The sequence below is a fragment of the Methylocystis sp. genome (assembly GCF_021731785.1).
In the GTDB taxonomy this organism is placed as follows: domain Bacteria; phylum Pseudomonadota; class Alphaproteobacteria; order Rhizobiales; family Beijerinckiaceae; genus Methylocystis.
This window is the reverse complement of sequence record NZ_JAKFWS010000121.1, coordinates 17,220-34,172: the sequence shown is the minus strand read 5'-3', so window position 1 is coordinate 34,172 and position 16,953 is coordinate 17,220. Positions and strand designations below refer to the sequence as shown.

At 62.3% G+C, this 16,953-nt stretch carries 11 protein-coding genes and 1 pseudogene; 4 read left to right on the top strand and 8 right to left on the bottom strand.

The genetic code is table 11. The features are described 5' to 3' along the window. Positions 1-664 (bottom strand): annotated as a pseudogene (locus QZ964_RS17225) (IS630 family transposase); the annotation flags it as partial. Between the two features lie 391 nt (positions 665-1,055). Between QZ964_RS17225 and QZ964_RS17220 the strand changes: the two are divergent. Continuing rightward, positions 1,056-1,316, top strand: a complete 261-nt coding sequence (locus tag QZ964_RS17220; protein ID WP_292533034.1) for an aspartyl-tRNA synthetase — start codon at positions 1,056-1,058, stop codon at positions 1,314-1,316. Positions 1,317-1,349: 33 nt separating this feature from the next. Here QZ964_RS17220 and QZ964_RS17215 read toward each other — a convergent pair whose 3' ends face one another. The 5 genes from QZ964_RS17215 to QZ964_RS17195 all read right to left on the bottom strand — a co-directional run bounded on the left by QZ964_RS17215 (position 1,350) and on the right by QZ964_RS17195 (position 5,872). After that, positions 1,350-1,931 (bottom strand): hypothetical protein, encoded by a 582-nt coding sequence (locus QZ964_RS17215; RefSeq protein ID WP_292533033.1) that lies wholly within the window; start codon positions 1,929-1,931, stop codon positions 1,350-1,352. A 267-nt stretch (positions 1,932-2,198) separates the two neighbouring features. Beyond that, the gene (locus tag QZ964_RS17210; RefSeq protein WP_292533031.1) at positions 2,199-3,158 is read right to left on the bottom strand and encodes an IS1595 family transposase; all 960 of its coding nucleotides are present in this window, start codon (positions 3,156-3,158) and stop codon (positions 2,199-2,201) included. A 42-nt stretch (positions 3,159-3,200) separates the two neighbouring features. Beyond that, a complete protein-coding gene (locus QZ964_RS21615; protein ID WP_367119293.1) occupies positions 3,201-3,509 on the bottom strand; it encodes a hypothetical protein in 309 nt (102 codons plus the stop codon). 106 nt (positions 3,510-3,615) lie between these two features. Then, on the bottom strand, positions 3,616-4,497 hold the full coding sequence (locus QZ964_RS17200) for a P63C domain-containing protein (protein ID WP_292533029.1): 882 nt from the start codon (positions 4,495-4,497) through the stop codon (positions 3,616-3,618). Positions 4,498-4,537: 40 nt separating this feature from the next. Then, complete coding sequence (locus QZ964_RS17195; RefSeq protein ID WP_292533027.1) at positions 4,538-5,872, bottom strand: glycosyltransferase; 1,335 nt, start codon at positions 5,870-5,872, stop codon at positions 4,538-4,540. A 72-nt stretch (positions 5,873-5,944) separates the two neighbouring features. Between QZ964_RS17195 and QZ964_RS17190 the strand changes: the two genes are divergently transcribed. Then, positions 5,945-6,841 (top strand): transporter substrate-binding domain-containing protein, encoded by an 897-nt coding sequence (locus tag QZ964_RS17190; protein ID WP_292533026.1) that lies wholly within the window; start codon positions 5,945-5,947, stop codon positions 6,839-6,841. Here the strand turns inward: QZ964_RS17190 and QZ964_RS17185 are convergent. Further along, a complete protein-coding gene (locus QZ964_RS17185; RefSeq protein WP_292533024.1) occupies positions 6,808-7,251 on the bottom strand; it encodes an Hpt domain-containing protein in 444 nt (147 codons plus the stop codon). The two genes, QZ964_RS17190 and QZ964_RS17185, sit on opposite strands and share 34 nt — an antisense overlap. A gap of 268 nt (positions 7,252-7,519) precedes the next feature. On the opposite strand from QZ964_RS17185, the gene QZ964_RS17180 reads away from it, so the two are divergent. After that, positions 7,520-13,357 (top strand): apolipoprotein acyltransferase, encoded by a 5,838-nt coding sequence (locus QZ964_RS17180; protein WP_292533022.1) that lies wholly within the window; start codon positions 7,520-7,522, stop codon positions 13,355-13,357. 9 nt (positions 13,358-13,366) lie between these two features. Here QZ964_RS17180 and QZ964_RS17175 read toward each other — a convergent pair whose 3' ends face one another. Then, positions 13,367-14,920 carry an FAD-dependent oxidoreductase gene (locus QZ964_RS17175; RefSeq protein WP_292533021.1) on the bottom strand — a complete coding sequence of 518 codons (1,554 nt, stop codon included), beginning with the start codon at positions 14,918-14,920 and terminating at the stop codon, positions 13,367-13,369. A 356-nt stretch (positions 14,921-15,276) separates the two neighbouring features. Between QZ964_RS17175 and QZ964_RS17170 the strand changes: the two genes are divergently transcribed. Further along, a complete protein-coding gene (locus QZ964_RS17170) occupies positions 15,277-16,899 on the top strand; it encodes an outer membrane beta-barrel protein (protein WP_292533019.1) in 1,623 nt (540 codons plus the stop codon). Positions 16,900-16,953 lie beyond the last annotated feature (54 nt).

Sequence of the window (16,953 nt, the reverse complement as noted above, 5' to 3'; positions counted from 1 at the left end):
GTCGAGGCGGTGCGCTGATCCCGTGGGGCGGAGGGACGCGATCCGCGTTTTGCCCATCGACGGGTGATCTTGTTCTTCTGACCGATGCGCGCTTCATCCGCGAACCAGATTTCTATGTTGCGCGCATCGACGCATTTTTCCCGGGCGATTTCCTCCAGGCGTGCGGGGAAGTTTTTTTGAATTCCTCGATGGCGCCTTCACGCTGCGCGTGATGGCGGGGGCGCGCGGAGAGCTTGCGATATCCCATTTTTCGGAGCTCGCGGCTCATCGTCGTTTCGGAGACAGAGATGCGGAACTCTTCCGAGAGCCATTGGCAAAGGTCAACGATCCGCCAACGCACGACGCCATGGATCGCGGGTGTGGGTCCGTCATCGACCATGCGCCGGAGCGCCGTGCGATGCTCATCCTTCATGAGCGACGGCTGGCCAGGCGCCTTGCGATCGAGGAGGCCGTTCGGGCCATGTGCGTTGAAGCGCAACACCCAGTCGCGGACAATCTGAAGCGTCACACCACCAATCTTTGCCGCCTCGCTGCGCGCTCCGCCATCATAGATTGTCGCCAGAGCGAGAAGCCGGCGCGCTTGTGGTGCGTCTTTCGAGCCTCGCGCCAACACCCGAAGCCGCTCGGCATCGAAATCTTCACGCAATCGCACCGCTGCCGCCATGACGAACCTCCCTCGGTTCGCCAATAAGAATCAGACATTTGCCGATTCGGGAATCCGAGGTGAGTCAGACTCACGGCAGGTTGGTATTAGACGTGCTTAGGGATGCTCAGGAGCCAATGGCGACGCGCGACATTGCGCGGGCCATCTTGGCGGTGAATGAGCAAGACGCGCGAGATAGGCGACTTCTGACCGAACATACGCGGCGAGTGAGCAAGGCGTTGCGCATCCTTAAAGAGCAAGACGCAGTTTCCAGCATTTTTGACAGCGCTCGGAACCTTCGATGGCAAAAAGCTCCAATATCTAAAAAAACCACGTTTACGTAGGCGCACGGCCCTTGTCTTGGCGATTTGCGCACCTACATCCACCTTCAATCCTAACGAAGGAGATATAGATGCGATCAGTTACGCTGACCTCTGGTGAAATCTCTGTGTTGATGAAGCAAGACCCGTCGAGGAAAAATCGTGGCGGGTGGCAACTCCTTATCGTTACACTTCAGGAAAAATTGGATGCGGCGACAGGGGCAATTTTTCTTGACCGAAAAGACCTTGAGCGCATTCCAAGGTATGCCTTTGATTACAAGAATGGCGGCTGGGAGAGCTATCTAAAAGCAGTCTTCGGTCGGACGCTTGGACCAAAGCTCGGGAGGCCGTAACGGGCGTCGCCGCACGTTACGGCCGATCGACGACTAATGGCTGGCGGGTAGGCGCTTAAAAATCGACACGCCGCGGAACCGATGGTTTGTGCTCTTCCACATGCCAATCGTGGCTTCAAGTGCGAAAGAGTCCTTGCGATACATAGGAAGGACTTGATCTAGCCAAACTACATGCGCGCCCTCCGGCAACCGCTGTAGGGCGCGCATGACTGTGTTTCGCTTAACCATGCTTGTCCCGTAGTGCTCGCAATCCTCGACGCTGTAAGGCGGATCGGCTAGCACAAGATCATATTTTTTGAGGGGAACGATTTCGAGCTTTTGCGCGTCGTCAACGTAAGTTGGGTTTAGCGCTGGATTGATGTCAACTGTATCGCCGGGAAAAACGTTTAAATCCACCTTGCCACTGAAAAGGTGCAATATTTTTTTCTTTTCCGGGAACAACGCCTTAACTCGCTTCAAATATCCGGCCGGATAGCCGCCGTAATATTCAGATTTAACGCGGTAGTCGTTTCCCATAATCCAGGTTCCGACCACGCGGCCGTCTTCGGAGGCAAAGAGGCTTCGCGGGAAGCCTGTCTTTGCTACATAGTTATCAATTCTGTGACCCCATTGCATAGCTTTGCTCCGAATTCCAACTCGGAGTTTTTGCCATAAATCGGCCTCCAGTACAAGCTTTAGTTAATTCAATGGTTTATGGAGTATAACTGCTTCGTCCCTCGCATCATCCCATCCGTCGAACCATGCCTCCCAAAAGGTTGTCCCGTAGTGCAAGTCTTCGTAAGGGTTTTGCTGACGCTCGATACCGTTTTCATAATCGCAGTGCCCGCGCAGATAAGGGTCGTTGTCGTTCGCCTCAACAAACATCCTGACCTCGCCAATTGGTTAGTTGCTGCGCTGCCAGTATCCGCGCCACTGGCGCGACATCGGGTGCGCAAGCGCCGCATTCGCAGCTATCAGGTATTGCTCGCCATTCGAGACTCGGCGGTGATCTTCGCGCCAAGCCATCTCCCGGCTGTAGGCCGCGAGATACGGGCCAGACAGATGATGGAAGTGGCCAGCTTCGGCGCGGCGGATGCGGGAGAAGAAGCTTTCCGCCTGATTCGTGCAAGCCTCGCCGTCGCTGTACGCGTGCTGATGGTTGATGCGCTTCGTCAGGAAGATCGCGTGAAGCTTGTCCCAATGCGCAGCTTCGTCCGCGTGAACGGTCGCATCAGGCGCCACGCGCTCGGCAATCGTCTCGACCGACTCGCCTTCCGATTTGAAGACGAAGGGGAGCGTGCGGCCATTGCGCTCGCGCATAACGACGACGACGCGCCGCGTGCCGGTCTGATTTTCAGCCTTGCGGCGATCAACGCGGTTTTCCTTGTAGTTCGCGGGGCGCACGTGGCCGCCGATGTAGCATCCATCCACTTCCACTTCGCCGGCAAGGTTGAGCGTCTCGACTTCGGCGGCGAGGGCTTCGCGGATTTTATGCGCAAGGACGAAGGCTGTTTTGTATTGCACGTCGAGATCGCGCGACAGCGCCAGCGCGTTCTTGCCTTTGACTTCATTGACGAAGATCGTAATCGCCAGGAGGTAATCGCGGACGGGAAGTTTGCGATCGGCAAAGATCGTCCCGGAAGTGACGCTAAACTGATGATCGCAGCCCTTGCACATGAAGGCCGGACGGCACTTAAGCGCATAGACGCCCATGCAGCCGCAGCGCGGGCAAACCGGCTGGCCTTCGGTCGACGCCCAGCGGACAAGGCGGAAGGCGTCGCGGGCTTCTTCGTCCGTCATGCGCGCGACCTTCGCCAGCGAGAGCGAGCGGGCGGCGGCGGAAAGGAGGAAGTGCTGAGCCATTTGCGTCTGTCCAACGAATTTCGTTAGACATGACGATAAACGTTAGCATTTAGGTGTCAATAACGTTTTTCGTTCGCCTTGACGATTTTGTGCTTTGGCGCTATCCCTGTCGCATGACGCCAGCACAGTGCCGCGCAGCTCGCGGATTTCTCGATATTTCTCAAGACGATCTTGCGACAGCCGCGAAGGTCGGGCTTTCAACGATCCGCAATTTTGAGAAAGGCCGGAGCGTTCCGATTGGGAATAATCTAGTGGCAATCCAAGCTGTTCTTGAGGGGCGCGGGATTCGGTTCCAAGATGACGACGAAGCATCTGGCGTCCTCTTGCTGAAAGGCGCTGCAGCGCCGACATGACTCTGGTACACTGAAAAAGTGGAGACGGGGGGAGTCGAACCCCAAGGGGAGAGCCTGCAAATGCTTCCTTGGCCCGGCCAACCGTCCCCATAGAGGCTCAGACGCTAAGCGTCTGAGCCTTCAACCATCAGCCTTAATTCAAGCTGAGGCGGTTCCCTGTTGAACGCGCGCCTGTACTGACGCCAAAAATCAGCCTTCGTGTCGGAGAGCCTGAAAAGCAGCGTCATGTTAGCCACCAACTTCTCGACGTGTGGGCGGCCTATCTCGCTTGTAAGCAGTTCTTGCATCCGGCGTCGCCGCTGCCATTTTTTATTTGGCGGGTTTTTGCGATCGAGCTCATCAAGAACCCCGGGCGGCAGATTTTCGTAGATGATTTGCCTAATGAGCTTTCCGGCGTACCTTGGGCCAAGAGGCCCCTTCCAAGAGACGCCGTCCGTTGGCCACGGCCAATCCCACACTCGAAACATTTCCTTGAAAAACTCAATCGGGATGCGTTCCGTTATGGGTAAGTACACCGGCGACACATACGCGGCCAAAATCCTTTGAAGTTCATCTCGTTCTCTGACTTCTTGATAGCCGGTAGCTTCGTCAACGAGGCCGATGATGCCGACCTTAGATAGCGCCTTTAGTAGGATCTCAGCCTGGTTGGCGACGGGCAGTTGTCGAGCGTTCAGCACACCCGCGTTGCGCGCCTTTACATACGTTTCGCAAACGAGCGGTAGAAGCTCAGCGCGATATCCGAGAGTTCGTTGGCCGCGTTTGCTGACGTATTCGACGGGCTCTAGTACGTCCTCCAGCTCTTTGGTGACGAACTCAGCCAAATTGTTAGCTTCGATAAAGTTCGGGCGCTCAGTACGTTTGTAAGTCCCTTTCCAAGGTCGTCCCAAAGCCGTCAAAATGGCGCGGCTGATGAGCACCCTTCGTTTGTCTTTAAGGACCGGCATTGGGCGGTAGACGCACCCAAATGCTTGCTTGACCGCGATCACAACGCCTTGGTGAAATTGGCTTTTAGCTTCCTTGCATCAGCTACATAATACCGCGAAAATGGTTTGAAGTGCCGCCGAGAAAAAGCGGCATGCCCATCAAGGCCAGTCCTCTGTTGTAAACATCGAAGAGCGCGGCGTATTCGAGGGCGAACAGCGCCGTCATCCAATTCAGCTCGCCATTGTCGATGGCAAGGCTCGCCTGCAGACAGGCGACGTTCGGCGGCGCGCGCGCCAAGAGCGTCGCCGCGTGGCGCAACTGGCGCGGCTCGGGCAGGTCTTCCGCGTCAAACACGGCGACCAGCGATCCACGGGCGAGCGGCATGGCGACATTGAGGGCGCGCGGCTTGGTGCGCGGAGCGCCCTCGGGCGCCACCACGATCTCGTGGGGCGCGCGTGGCGGGTGCGCCCGCAACGCCGCCGCCGTCGCTTCATCGTCGGCTTCGATCACGAATTTCACGTCAAGCTTGGCTCTCGGATAATCCAGACGGTCGAGCGCACGGGTGAGTTGACGAACGACGGCGGCTTCCTGATAGAGCGCAAGCACGATCGTATAGACTGGCAGCCGGGCGTCGGCTTCGAGCGGTTCAGCGTCGGCGCTTTCCCGGAAACTCGCCGCACAGGCGAAAAGCCTTAAAAACACGCCGCAAAAAAACATTCCCGCAAGCAGCAGGGCCGACGCAAGGCGCAGCGGGAAAAAGGGCGCGTAGAGGCTCGCCGCGAGCGCGATCAGCGTAACGAGCAGCAGTCCCACCTGTCCGCGCTGTAGGCCGCCGCGCGCGCAGAGCTCGCTGTCGACGCGTTCAGCCAGAAAGGCTGCGTTGCGGGCGGCGTTGGCGGGATCGGCTCGTCGCACCGCCTCCAGGAACCGCGTTCGGGTGGTGATGGCGAAAAGCGGCCGCCCTCTCGCCACGCGCCGCACGCTCATCAATCGAAAGACGCCGCTGCCGCTCGGCGCCAGCAGCCAAAGATAGCCGCGCGACGCGTCGCGAATCCGCGCATAGCCGCATTCGACCGTCGCCACGCCCGGCGCAACGACATCGACGGGAGTGTCGATGAAGTCGACGTCGAGATGCTTGGCCAGCGCCCGATAGAAGACATCCTCCGGGACGAGTCCCTCGGCGAGCAGCGCCTGGTCCGCGCAGACGCCTTGACGGCGCGCCGTCGCCGCGGCGAATTGCAACGCCTGCTCCGGCACGCCGTGACCGGCAAGAAAGGCGATTTCGACGGGAATGGATGGCGGCGCGGCGGCGCGCAGCGGCGGCGGTCGGCGAACGGCGTGGGAGTCGGCGAACGCCCGGCGGCTGACCGGCTGACGAAGATCGTCCTTGATCGGCGAAGTGTTGGAGGCGACACTATCGATCGGAACGAAACTCATGCAATAATTCCGGCGCGCGCAAGCAGCCTTCGAACGACTATCGATCTCCAGCAGAGGCCACGCAATAACTTTATGCGCCGTATCAATAAGCCGCCCAGATTCGCTTGCCTCGCGTCGCTGCGCGCGGCGCTCGCAGCGCTGGTAATTTCGTCCTGCCTGGCGACCGCAAGCGCTGACGGCGACCCGCCCGCGCCAACGCCGCACGCCGCGATCGCGCCGTCCTTCTGGGACCCCAACCGCTCCCCGGAAAAGCCAGATCTCTCCGGTTTGCGACAGATCCGGTTTCTCACCGAGGACGACTATCCGCCGTTCAATTTCCTGCTTCCGGACGGGCAGGTCGCGGGTTTCAACGTCGATCTCGCTCGGGCGATCTGCGTCGAACTGGACCTCGCCTGCACGATCCAGAGACGCCGGTGGGATCTGCTGATTCCCGCGCTGAACGACAATAGCGGCGACGCCGTCATCGCGTCGCTCGCGATCAACGACGAAACTCGAAAACAGGTTGATTTTTCTGGACCTTACATGATGACGCCGGGCCGGTTCGCGGTGCAGGCCGATACGACCCTGAAATCCGCGTCCCCCGCCGCTTTCGCCGACCGGCCGATCGCTGTGGTCGCTGGTTCGCGGCACGAGGCTTTTCTCAAAACCTTTTATCCGAATTCGACATTGACGACGTTTGAAACGCCTGCCTTGGCGCGCAACGCGCTAAAAAACGGCCGCGTTCAGGCGTTTTTCGGCGACGCGATCTCTCTGTCTTACTGGCTGAACGGCGCAGAAGCCGCCGGGTGCTGCGTCTTTCGAGACGGACCCTTCACCGATCCGAAATATTTTGGCGAGGGCATCGGCATCGCCGTAAAAAGAGGCAACGCGCCGCTGCGCCGCGCCCTCGACTATGCGCTGGCCCGGCTCGCCCAACGCGGCGTCTTCGCCGAGCTTTATTTGAAATATTTCCCCGTCGGGCCGTTCTGAACCGCGCGGCCCAGCAAGTGAGCGATGGCGCTGCACGCTTTTCTTATCGCGTCGTCGAGCTGATCGCGCTTCTCGACGACGCTTGACTCCCCGCCGCGCAGCGCCTTCTCATAGGCCTCCGCCGCATTTCCCACCTCAAATGCGCCGACCGCCCGCGCCGAGCCCTTGATGGTATGCGCGAGAGCGATGCGCCATTCGCCGTCGCAGAGCGCGGCGGGCGCGCGCAAACGCTCGGCAAATTGCGCCGCCTGCGCGTCAAAAAGCGCCAACAGCTCCCGTTCGAGATCATGGTCGCCGAAGGTCTGGCGGGAGAGATGAACGAGGTCGATCGGCGATTCCGCCTGCCCGTCCAAAAACGGCTGCGGCTGAGCTTCGCAGTTCAGAAAGGCTGATTCCGCGAGTTTCGCCATCCCCATTCCCTGTTCTCCTTGATATTTATCGCAAAGCGCGATTCTAGGAAGCCTGCGAGGAAAGCGCGCCAGCCGGCGCTCGTCCCCAGACTGGCGCTTCTAACCTGAAGGACGCGTTAACGAAGTTTCCCGATACGCGCCGCGCACATGTTTCAATTGCCCGGAATGGGCTGTAAAGTTTGGTTAATCTTTATTCAACGGCGGCCGCCACGCGGCGGGCCGTGGAATTGGCCGGACCGCACGCGTCTGCGCCGGCTGGAGAGGGCGAATGGCGACATCGGGAAAAATCCAGGACGCGGCGTCCGCCGCTCTGACGGCGGTCGAGGAGGCGCTGGACATCGGCGCAGCGCCGGACGCCGCAGCGGACGAGGCGGACGGCCGATCGGGCCCGCCCCCGAGCTCCAGAGCGGACGCGCATGCCGCTGATCAACGCAGGCCGTCGCCCGGTTACGGCGAGCCGCAGAACCGTGATCAGGCGCCGCACGGAGGCATCGCCCCCGCCTTTGCGCCAGCGAACGATGATCGTCGCACAGTCGGCGAGTTGCGGCAGGCGCTGCAGATCAAGCCAAACCGCTCGATCATGGCCCTCACCCTCGCCTCGATGGCGCTTTGGGCGGCGTGCTGGGTCCTGTACGTCTATTTCCATCAAGGAGAAATCCTCGACGGCGACGTGTTGACGCTCGCGCCGAAGCCGGTCCTGACGCTCGCGGCGCTCATCGCGCCCCTCGTCTTTCTCTTTCTCACCGGATTGATGGCGCGCCGCGCCCACGAGATGCGGCTCATCGCCAATTCCATGACCGAAGTGGCTATTCGGCTCATCGAGCCTGAAACGGTGGCCACCGAGCAGGTCGTCTCGCTTTCACAGGCGATTCGACGTGAAGCCGCCTCAATGGGCGACGGCATCGAGCGCGCGCTGGCGCGCGCCGGCGAGCTTGAAGTGATCGTGCGCACCGAGGTCACCAACCTCGAACGCTCTTACACCGACAATGAGCGGCGCATTCGGCTGCTCATCGACGAACTGACGCGCGAACGCGAGGCCATCGTCGTCAACGCCGACAACGCGCGGACGGCGCTCTTTGGCGCGCGCGAAACGCTTTCTCAGGAGCTCGCGACGACGTCGGTCCATCTCGCCGAAGCGGTGAGCCAGGCGGGAGCGCGCGTCGCCTCCTCGCTCGGATCCAAAGGCGAAGAGATCCGGCTCGCGCTTGATGAGGCGGGCGACGCCTTTGAGTCCACTTTGGCCAGTCACGGCGAAAGAGTGCTGATCGCTCTCAGCCAGACCGGCGACGAAGTCGCGCTGAAAGTCACCGGCGCGAGCGACGACGTCAGCCGCCGCTTCGCCGACGGAGTCGAGGAGGTCGGCCGCAAGATGGAAGCCGCCGGCCAAGCGATTGCGAGCGATTTCGACGCGCGCGGCGCCGAAGTGCTCGAACGATTGGAAGCGATCGGCGCAGGCCTTTCGGAGGCGGTGGGCGGCCAGGGAGAGCGGATCGTCGCGCAGCTCGCCGAGACCGGCGGCGCGATTCGCGAAGCGATTGAAACGCAAGGCGGCGCGTTTGAGCGCTCGCTCGCCGAAACTCAGGAACGCCTTACGACCAGCGTCACAGAACATGTCGAAAGCGCCAAAGCGACGTTCGAAACGGCGGAAACCCGAATTGTTGGCCTGCTCGAAGACACGCATCAGAAGGCTCAAAGCGAATTCGAGCTGCGCAGCCAAGCGCTTCATGACACGATCTCGCTCAGCTTGAACCAGGGTTCGGCGCATCTCGTCGAACAGGTCGACGCCTTACAGGCGCGTTTCGTCGCCGTCGCCAGCGAAGCTGTGTCGGCCATCGGCCAACACGGCGATCGAATCAATGAAACGCTCGCCGATAATTTCCAGGCCTTCGAACATACGGTGCTCGGCCGCGGCGGCGAGATGGCGGAGAGGATCGCCGAACGTGGGCTGCAGATCGAGACGACTCTTGCAGAGCGGCTCGCGGCCTTTGAAGAGGCCGTCGTGCGCAACAGTTCGGAAGCGGCCATGCGCGTCGCCGAACATGGCGACCGCGTCAGCTCCGTCATTTCGGACGGCCTCGCCGCCTTTGAGGACACGTTCGCGCGCCATGGAGAGGATGTCGTCTCGCGCGTCGCCGAACATGGCGAGCGGGCGGCGACGACCGTCGCGACGCAGCTCGCTGCGTTCGAAAGCGCCGTTGCGCAGCGCAGCGGGGAAATCGCGCAGAGCATCGGCGAACACAGCCAACGCGCCACGACGGCGATCTCGACGCAGCTCGCCGCATTCGAAGAGTCCGTCAATGGCCGCAGCGGCGAAATCGCCGAACGGGTCAGCGAACAGGGCGAGCGGGCGACCGCGACATTGTCGTCCCAACTCGCAGCGTTTGAGGAAGCGGTCACGCAGCACAGCGATGAAGTCGCGGCGCGGGTGAGCGAACATAGTGAACGCGCCACGTCCACCATCGCGACCCGGCTCGCCGCCTTCGAGGAAGCGGTCGTGCGCCACAGCGACGACGTCGCCCTTCGCGTGGGCGAGCAAAGCGAGCGGGCGACGTCGACGCTCGCGGCGCAACTCGCCGCCTTTGAGAACACCATCATCCGCCACGGCGATGAGGTCGCCGAGCGCGTCGGAGAGCGCGGAGAGCGCGCCGCATCGGCGCTCTCCGCCCAGCTCGCCGCTTTCGGAGACGCAGTCACGCAGCATAGCGAGGAAATCGCCCAGCGCGTCAGCGAACACGGAGCCCGCGCGACGGCGGCCTTTTCAGAAGGTCTTTCGACGTTCGAAGACGTCGTCGCGCGCCAGGGCGAAGAATTGGCCGCTCGGGTCGCCGCCCGCACAGAGCGCGCCGCCGCAGAACTTGGCGACAAGCTTGCCGCCTTCGAAGACAGCCTCGGCCGCAACAGTGGACAGGTCAATGAGGCTGTCTCGCAAAGTCTTGAGGCCATCGAGGACGTGCTCGTGCGGCAGGGCGGCGAGCTCGCTCAACGTTTGGCCGCGCGCGCCGATAGCGCCGAATTCGGCCTTTCAGAAAAGCTCGGCTCTTTCGAAGAGGCCGTAAAGCGTCATAGTGAAAGCGTGGCGTCGGTTGTCGGCGAACATGCGACTCGCGTCGATGAACTGCTCGGCGAGCGGCTCAACGCGCTCGAGGCGGCGGGAATGCTCGTCGCCAAAACAATGGAGACGACGCGCGAGCTCGCGCTGCAGGAATTCGAGGCGCACGGCGCAGCCTTGCGCGACAAGCTTCGCCAAAGCGTCGCCGACGCCTCGTCAACTCTCGCCGAAAACGCCGAAACGATGCATGAGCGCTTCGCAACCGCGGCGAGCGACGCCGTTCTGGCGATCGCGACCCAAGGCGAGCGGCTTCATGAACTGCTGAACGACCGGCTCGGCTCCTTCGAAGACGCCGTCTTGTCCGAAAGCAAAGAAGTGGTGACCTCGCTGGCCAAACAGGGCGAGCGCATTGCGGTGACGCTCCGCGAGCAGCTGACGCAATTTGAGAATGCGCTGCTGCGCGACGGCGGCGCGGTCGCCGACCGGGTCGGCGCACATGCCGAACGCCTCAGCGCCGAACTCGCACAGCGATTCGCCGTCGTCGAAGACGTGATCGGCAACCAGGGGACGCAGCTGGTCGAGGATCTGACGACGCGGACGACCGACGCGGCCGCGCGCCTCGACGCGCAGGCGCAGCAGATTTCGCATCAGCTTGACGACCGGTTGCAGTCGCTCGATCAAACGCTGCGCACGGAGGGCGGCGCTCTCGTCGACCGACTGTCGGCGCAAGTCGAGGACTACAACGCCCGTATCGGCGACAATTCCCGCCACTTCGCCGACGAGATCGACGCGAGACTGGCCGCAATCGACGACATGATCGAGAGCAAGGGCGGCCATCTCGTCGAAAGGCTCGGCGTGCGCGCAATCGACATCGCTTCGACGATGTCGAATAAGATCGACGCCTTCGAGAGCGTCGCCAGCGCGCGAACAATGGAAGCCGCGGAGCGCATCGACCAGTTGGTCGGACGCGTTGACGCTGGCGTCGGGATAGGCGGCGAGATGCTTCAAGAGGCGCTCTCCAATCACGCAGCGGAAGTCGCACGCGTGCTGGAAGACGGCGGGCGCCAAGTCATGCAGGCTTTGGACGCAAAGATCAAAGACGTCGACTGGATTCTCCTGTCGCGATCGAGCGAACTCGCCCAGGCTTTGGCGTCGAGGACTGAGCAGATCAACGAAACCCTGGGGGGCCAAGCCAAGGCGCTGGAGTCGATCCTCGACAATCGCATCGATCTTCTCGAGACCAATGTCGTCAGCCGGCTCAGCGCGGTCTCTTCGGAGCTTGACGAAAGAGGCCGGCTGGTCGTGGACACGGTCAGCGCGCGGCTGCACGACATCAAAGAGATTCTGGCCGACGCGCGGCACGAATTCGATACGACGCTGCACGCGCGCGCCGGCGATCTCGGCCAGTCGCTCGCCGAACGAGTCGCCGAGATCAGCGGAACGCTCGACGCGCGACTGACGCAAATGCACTCGGTGCTCGATGAGCGGAGCGGGGCTGTCGCTCAGGAATTGACCGCGATTGCCGATCTGGCGGCGACCGCCGTCGATAACGCCGGCGACGCCCTTGTCTCGCGCCTCGGCGCGAAGCGCGACGAGTTGACGGACACGCTCATCGCTTCGCGCGAGGCGCTGGCGTTGACGCTGGAAACCAGCGCGCAGAACTCGATCGCGACTCTGCTGGCGACGAACGAGAAGATTCGCGCGGAGCTGCCCATCCTGCTCGACGGGCTCGGCCAGACCAACGCCTCGCTGCACGCGATGGTCGACGAGACTGGCGGCAATCTTGCCACGCTTGAACACGAGCTTGGCAAGCGGCTCGCCGAGTTCCGTGGAGCGGTTAACGAAGCCTCCGCGCAGGTCGAGCACGTCGCCGCGACGACGGGCGACACGATGCGCGACGCCAACGCCCTCGTTGAGGCGCTCGACGAAAGACAGCACGCGCTGGCGCAGAGCGCCGAGAGACTGGCGCAAAGCCAGCAGGCGCTCGACGCGACGATGCGCGCCCGCCATCACTCGCTCGAAGAACTGACGACGGTCATCGATGGCCGGCGCGCCGAACTCGAAAGCGCCATGGCGCAATTCAGCGAGCTGATGGACCGCTCGTTCCACTCTATCGAAGCGCGGTCACGCGAGCTTGGCGGAGCGCTGAGCGAAACTTCCAGGCAGGCCGCAGATCTGATCGAAGCGCGATTCGCGTCGGTGCGCGCCGCTGCGGAAGGCGAGCGCGAGCAGACCTCCGAGGCGCTGCACTCCGCCTTCACGCAAGCCAACGAAGAAATTGTCCGGCTGTTCGACGGCGCGCGTTCGAAATTCGACGCCGCGGCAAACGACATTCGCGGCATGGCGCGCGCCATCCATAGCGAGATCGAGAAGACCCGCGAGGAGGTGCGCCGCGGCGCGACCGAGATTCCCCAGGAAACGGCGGAGCAGGCAGCGGCGCTGCGGCGGGTGGTTGGCGATCAAGTGAAGGCGCTGAACGAGCTCACCGACATCGTGGCGCGTTCGGGCCGAGTCTATGACATCGCCGAACAGAGCGCTTCACCGCCTCGCCACGCCGCCGTGGATCAGGCCGCGCGCAGGGAGACCGCGCCGCGGGCCGCCACGCAAAATCCGTCGATCCGTCCGCCAAGCGGCGGATGGCTGAGCGACCTGCTGACGCGCGCCTCCTTCGACGAATCCGCACAGCCGCCGCGCCCGGCGCGGTCTTTGGCGAGCGCCGGCGCGCTCGACAGCCTGACGCTCGACATTGCGCGAATGGTCGACAACGCCGCCGTGACGGAGGTCTGGCGCCGGTATCAGCGCGGCGAGAAGGGAGCGCTTTTCGGTCGGCGGCTCTACACCGCGCAAGGCCATCAGACCTTCGAGGAAATCAGGCGCCGCTATCGCGTGGATCAGGAATTTCGCGCGACTGCCGATCACTACCTCAAGCATTTCGAGGATCTGCTCGTCGAGACAAGCCGGGGAGATCGCGACGGCGCGAAAGCGCTCGATCTGCTCACTGGCGACGCCGGCAAGGTTTACACGATGCTGGGCCACGCCGCCGGACGCTTCGAATAGCGCTCGGAGCTATTCGATCGCTTCCGGCGGTTCGGCGCCGATACGCGCTTCAAACGCGGCTTCAGCGCGAAGATTGTCGAGGTCTCGACCGATGGTCGCGAGCGCCAGAAGCCGGTCGCCCTTAAAGTAAGAAACCGCGCAGTCGGCGGCGGCTGGATCGCCGGAAATTTCCAGCCGGTCCCATGACGCGGCATGTCCGACATAGGAGATCGCCTGGTCGTAGTGCTGGCTCCAGAAGAAGGGCGCGGCGTCGAATTTTTCCTTGCGGCCAAGAATATTGCGGGCGGCCGTCTGACCCTGACGCTCCGCGACCACCCAATGTTCGACGCGAATCCGCTCGCCCGTTATTTTGTCGGGCCAGCTCGCGATGTCCCCGGCGGCGTAAACGTCTGGCGCGCTGGTTTGCAGATATTCGTCGACGAGCACGCCGCGGTCCACGGCAAGTCCCGCGGACTGAGCGAGGGAGAGGTCCGGCTTCACGCCCACGCCAATGACCACGAGGTCGGCGTCAAGAATAACGCCGCTTTTCAAGGTCAGCGTGCGCTCGCCGATTTCGGTCGCCGTATCCTCGAGATGGAACACGACGCCATGGCGCTCATGGAGCTTCCTCACATGTGCGCCGATTTCCGGTCCGAGAATGCGGGCCATCGGGATCGCCTCCGGCGCCACGACATGGACGTCGAGATCGCGGGCGCGCAGCGAAGCCGCCACTTCAAGGCCGATGAAGCTCGCGCCGATCACGGCCACGCGGCGCGCTCCGGCGCAGGCTGTGATGAGCCGGTCAGCGTCGGCGAGCGAGCGCAGATAATGAACGTGGCGCCGCTCGGCGCCCGGCGTCGGCAGATGCGTGGGAAAGGCGCCCGTCGAGATCAGCAGCGCGTCGTATGAGAGCGTCGCCCCGTCAGCAAGCGTCAGGCGCTTGCCCTCCGGATCGAGCGACTCGACGCGACAACTTAGACGCAATTGGACGCCATTGTCCCGATACCAGGCCGGATCGCGCAAAGGCAGCCACTCCGGCTGCGCGGTTCCGGCCAGATAGTCTTTGGAGAGATTGGGCCGGTCGTACGGCTCGGTCGAATCCGCGCTGATCAGCTCCAGAATTCCGTCATAGCCCTCGGCCCGCAACATCTGCGCGGCGGCGAAGCCCGCCGCCCCGCCGCCGACGATGACGACGCTGGGCGGTCGGGCGGCGGCCTTTTGCGTGGCCGGCCCAGCGTCGGGAAGTCTTTCACGGGCGAAAACCTTGCCGTCCACCTGCTCGACCCGCCATCGCGGCAACGGGTCAAACGCGGGCGCCCGCAGGGCGCGGCCGCTGCGCAGGCTGAAACAAGCATGGTGCCAGGGACACCGGATCGAACCGCCGACCACCAGTCCCTCGGCCAATGGCCCGTGATAATGGGTGCAATGCGCGGCGATCACGAAGAACGCGTCGCCCTGCCGCGCCATGACGGCGCCCTCGCCCGCCACATGACCGAGCAAGGGGCGGTCTTGCGAGACATCTTCGGGCGCGACGCCCTGCGAGAAGTCGGGACCCTCCAGTTGTTCGCGCCCCTGTTCCGCCATGTCGCTCTCCCTGCTTCCGCCGAACCAGCGGAACGCGCCAGCCAATTGTCACGCTTCTCTACAAAGGGCGACGCTTGAGAAGCGACAAGGCGCGGTCAGCGACCTATTCGAGGCTGATTCGGCAAAAAACGAAACCCGCCTTGTCGTATTTTGAATAGTGTGAGACTAGCGAAATCAAGGGAAGACGGCCTTGCACTGTCAATAAATGTGACATTGGAGCAACACTAATAAGAACAAAGTTTCGCCAACGCCATATTTGCTTAAAAATTGTGCAGGTGCGCGGACCTTGGACTTGAATGGAACTTGGGTAGCGAGTGATATCGGTCAGATTTCGCCTCCAGCCGGAGTTCCTAGCAATGAAGTGGTACTACCTCTCGGGCGTGGCCGCCCTCACTCTCGCAACCAGCATCTCAAGCGCCGCTCACGCTCAGTCGAAGCTCCTGGAGGTCGATCCCACTCTCGTTGAAGAGAATCAACCTGCGCCTCCTTCCGCGGTCAAGCCCGTGAAGAAGGGCAAGATCGTCAAGGGGCCGGCCGTGCCGCCGCCGCCGCCGGCCTGGATCGACGCCATCACGATCGACGGCTACGTCGAAGGCGGCATCGCCCTCAACTTCAATCAGCCGTTCAACAAGCTGAGCTGGGGCCATCTCTATACCGACCGCGCCAATTGGCCGACCTTCAACGGCGCCCTCCTAACCGTGCAGCGTCCGCTCGACCCGAAGGCCGAAGGCTATGACTTCGGCTTCAAGCTCCAGGGCATGGTCGGCGAGGACATGCGCTACAACCATTACATCGGCATCCTCGATTACGCGATCAATTCAAGAACGCAGATCGGGCCGATCGAGGCCAATGTTACGGCGCATCTCCCCTGGGTTAGCCCGATCAGCGAGGGCGGCGTCGACCTGAAGATCGGGATGTTCCCGACCTACAACGGCGCTGAGCTCATCTACGCCAAGGACAATTTGTTCTACAGCCACTCCTACATCTTCAACTTCGGGCCCTTCATTCACACCGGCGCGATGGTCACCACCCACGTCAAGCCCTGGCTCGACGTCTATACGGGCGTGACCAGCGGCGTGAATACGAGCATTGGATGGCCGGGCGACAACAACGCCGCCGCAGCCTTCCACGGCGGCTTCGGCTTCAATTTTCTCGACGGCGACCTGACCATTCTGGCGATCACCCATACCGGTCCCGAGAACCCGAGGCAGACGGATCCGCTCGGCGTCGGCTGGCCGGTCGGCTTCACCGGCATCCCCTTTACGCCGGGCGGCTGGCCGCCGCCCACCACGCCGGGCTGGCCTTTCAATCAGGGCGGTTTCGGCGTGCCGTCGGCATGCGCCTGTAACGTCAACACCACGATCCGTTCGTTCAACAACCTCACGACGACGTGGAAGGCGACAGAGGACCTGACGCTCGTCACGGACATCAGCTTCATGATGGAAAGCGGCTGGAATCCGAGCTCCTTCGGACTGCCGCAGAAAGCTTGGAACGCGGCCAACACGATTACCGGCACCGGATTCTGGGGAACGGCCCCGGCCTATCCGATGGGCGCCCGCGCCTTCGGCATCGCGCAATACGCCTCCTACAAGGTCAACGACATCTTCAAGGTCAATGCGCGCGCCGAATTCTTCCGGGATAACAATAACTTCTTCATCAGTGCGCTCCCGGGATATTTCGACGCGGTCAATCTATTCCACGGCTTCTGGTGCCCATCCTGCCTCAACCAGAACCTGGGAACCGGACTTTACGCCAACAGGCCGATCTATTCGGGCACGAGCTATCTCGGGCTCACGCTGGGCATGACGATCACCCCCGAACTGCCCAAACTGCCTGTAATTACCGGCCTGATCATGCGCCCGGAGTTGCGTTGGGATACGTCGGTCAACGGCACGACGCCCTTCTTCAACCGCAGCGGCCTGAGCTCATCGCAGGGCATGTTCAACATGGACGTGATCGTGCCCTTCACGATCCTTTAGACCTGGTTCCCAAGCAGACCTGGTTCCCAAGCGCGTCAGTAAGCCGCCCGGTTC

Coding starts and splice junctions, on each gene's coding strand:
- QZ964_RS17220 (WP_292533034.1), top strand. CDS start 1,056: ATGCGATCAGTTACGCTGACCTCTGGTGAAATCTCTGTGTTGATGAAG.
- QZ964_RS17215 (WP_292533033.1), bottom strand. CDS start 1,931: ATGCAATGGGGTCACAGAATTGATAACTATGTAGCAAAGACAGGCTTC.
- QZ964_RS17210 (WP_292533031.1), bottom strand. CDS start 3,158: ATGGCTCAGCACTTCCTCCTTTCCGCCGCCGCCCGCTCGCTCTCGCTG.
- QZ964_RS21615 (WP_367119293.1), bottom strand. CDS start 3,509: ATGTCGGCGCTGCAGCGCCTTTCAGCAAGAGGACGCCAGATGCTTCGT.
- QZ964_RS17195 (WP_292533027.1), bottom strand. CDS start 5,872: ATGAGTTTCGTTCCGATCGATAGTGTCGCCTCCAACACTTCGCCGATC.
- QZ964_RS17190 (WP_292533026.1), top strand. CDS start 5,945: ATGCGCCGTATCAATAAGCCGCCCAGATTCGCTTGCCTCGCGTCGCTG.
- QZ964_RS17185 (WP_292533024.1), bottom strand. CDS start 7,251: ATGGCGAAACTCGCGGAATCAGCCTTTCTGAACTGCGAAGCTCAGCCG.
- QZ964_RS17180 (WP_292533022.1), top strand. CDS start 7,520: ATGGCGACATCGGGAAAAATCCAGGACGCGGCGTCCGCCGCTCTGACG.
- QZ964_RS17175 (WP_292533021.1), bottom strand. CDS start 14,920: ATGGCGGAACAGGGGCGCGAACAACTGGAGGGTCCCGACTTCTCGCAG.
- QZ964_RS17170 (WP_292533019.1), top strand. CDS start 15,277: ATGAAGTGGTACTACCTCTCGGGCGTGGCCGCCCTCACTCTCGCAACC.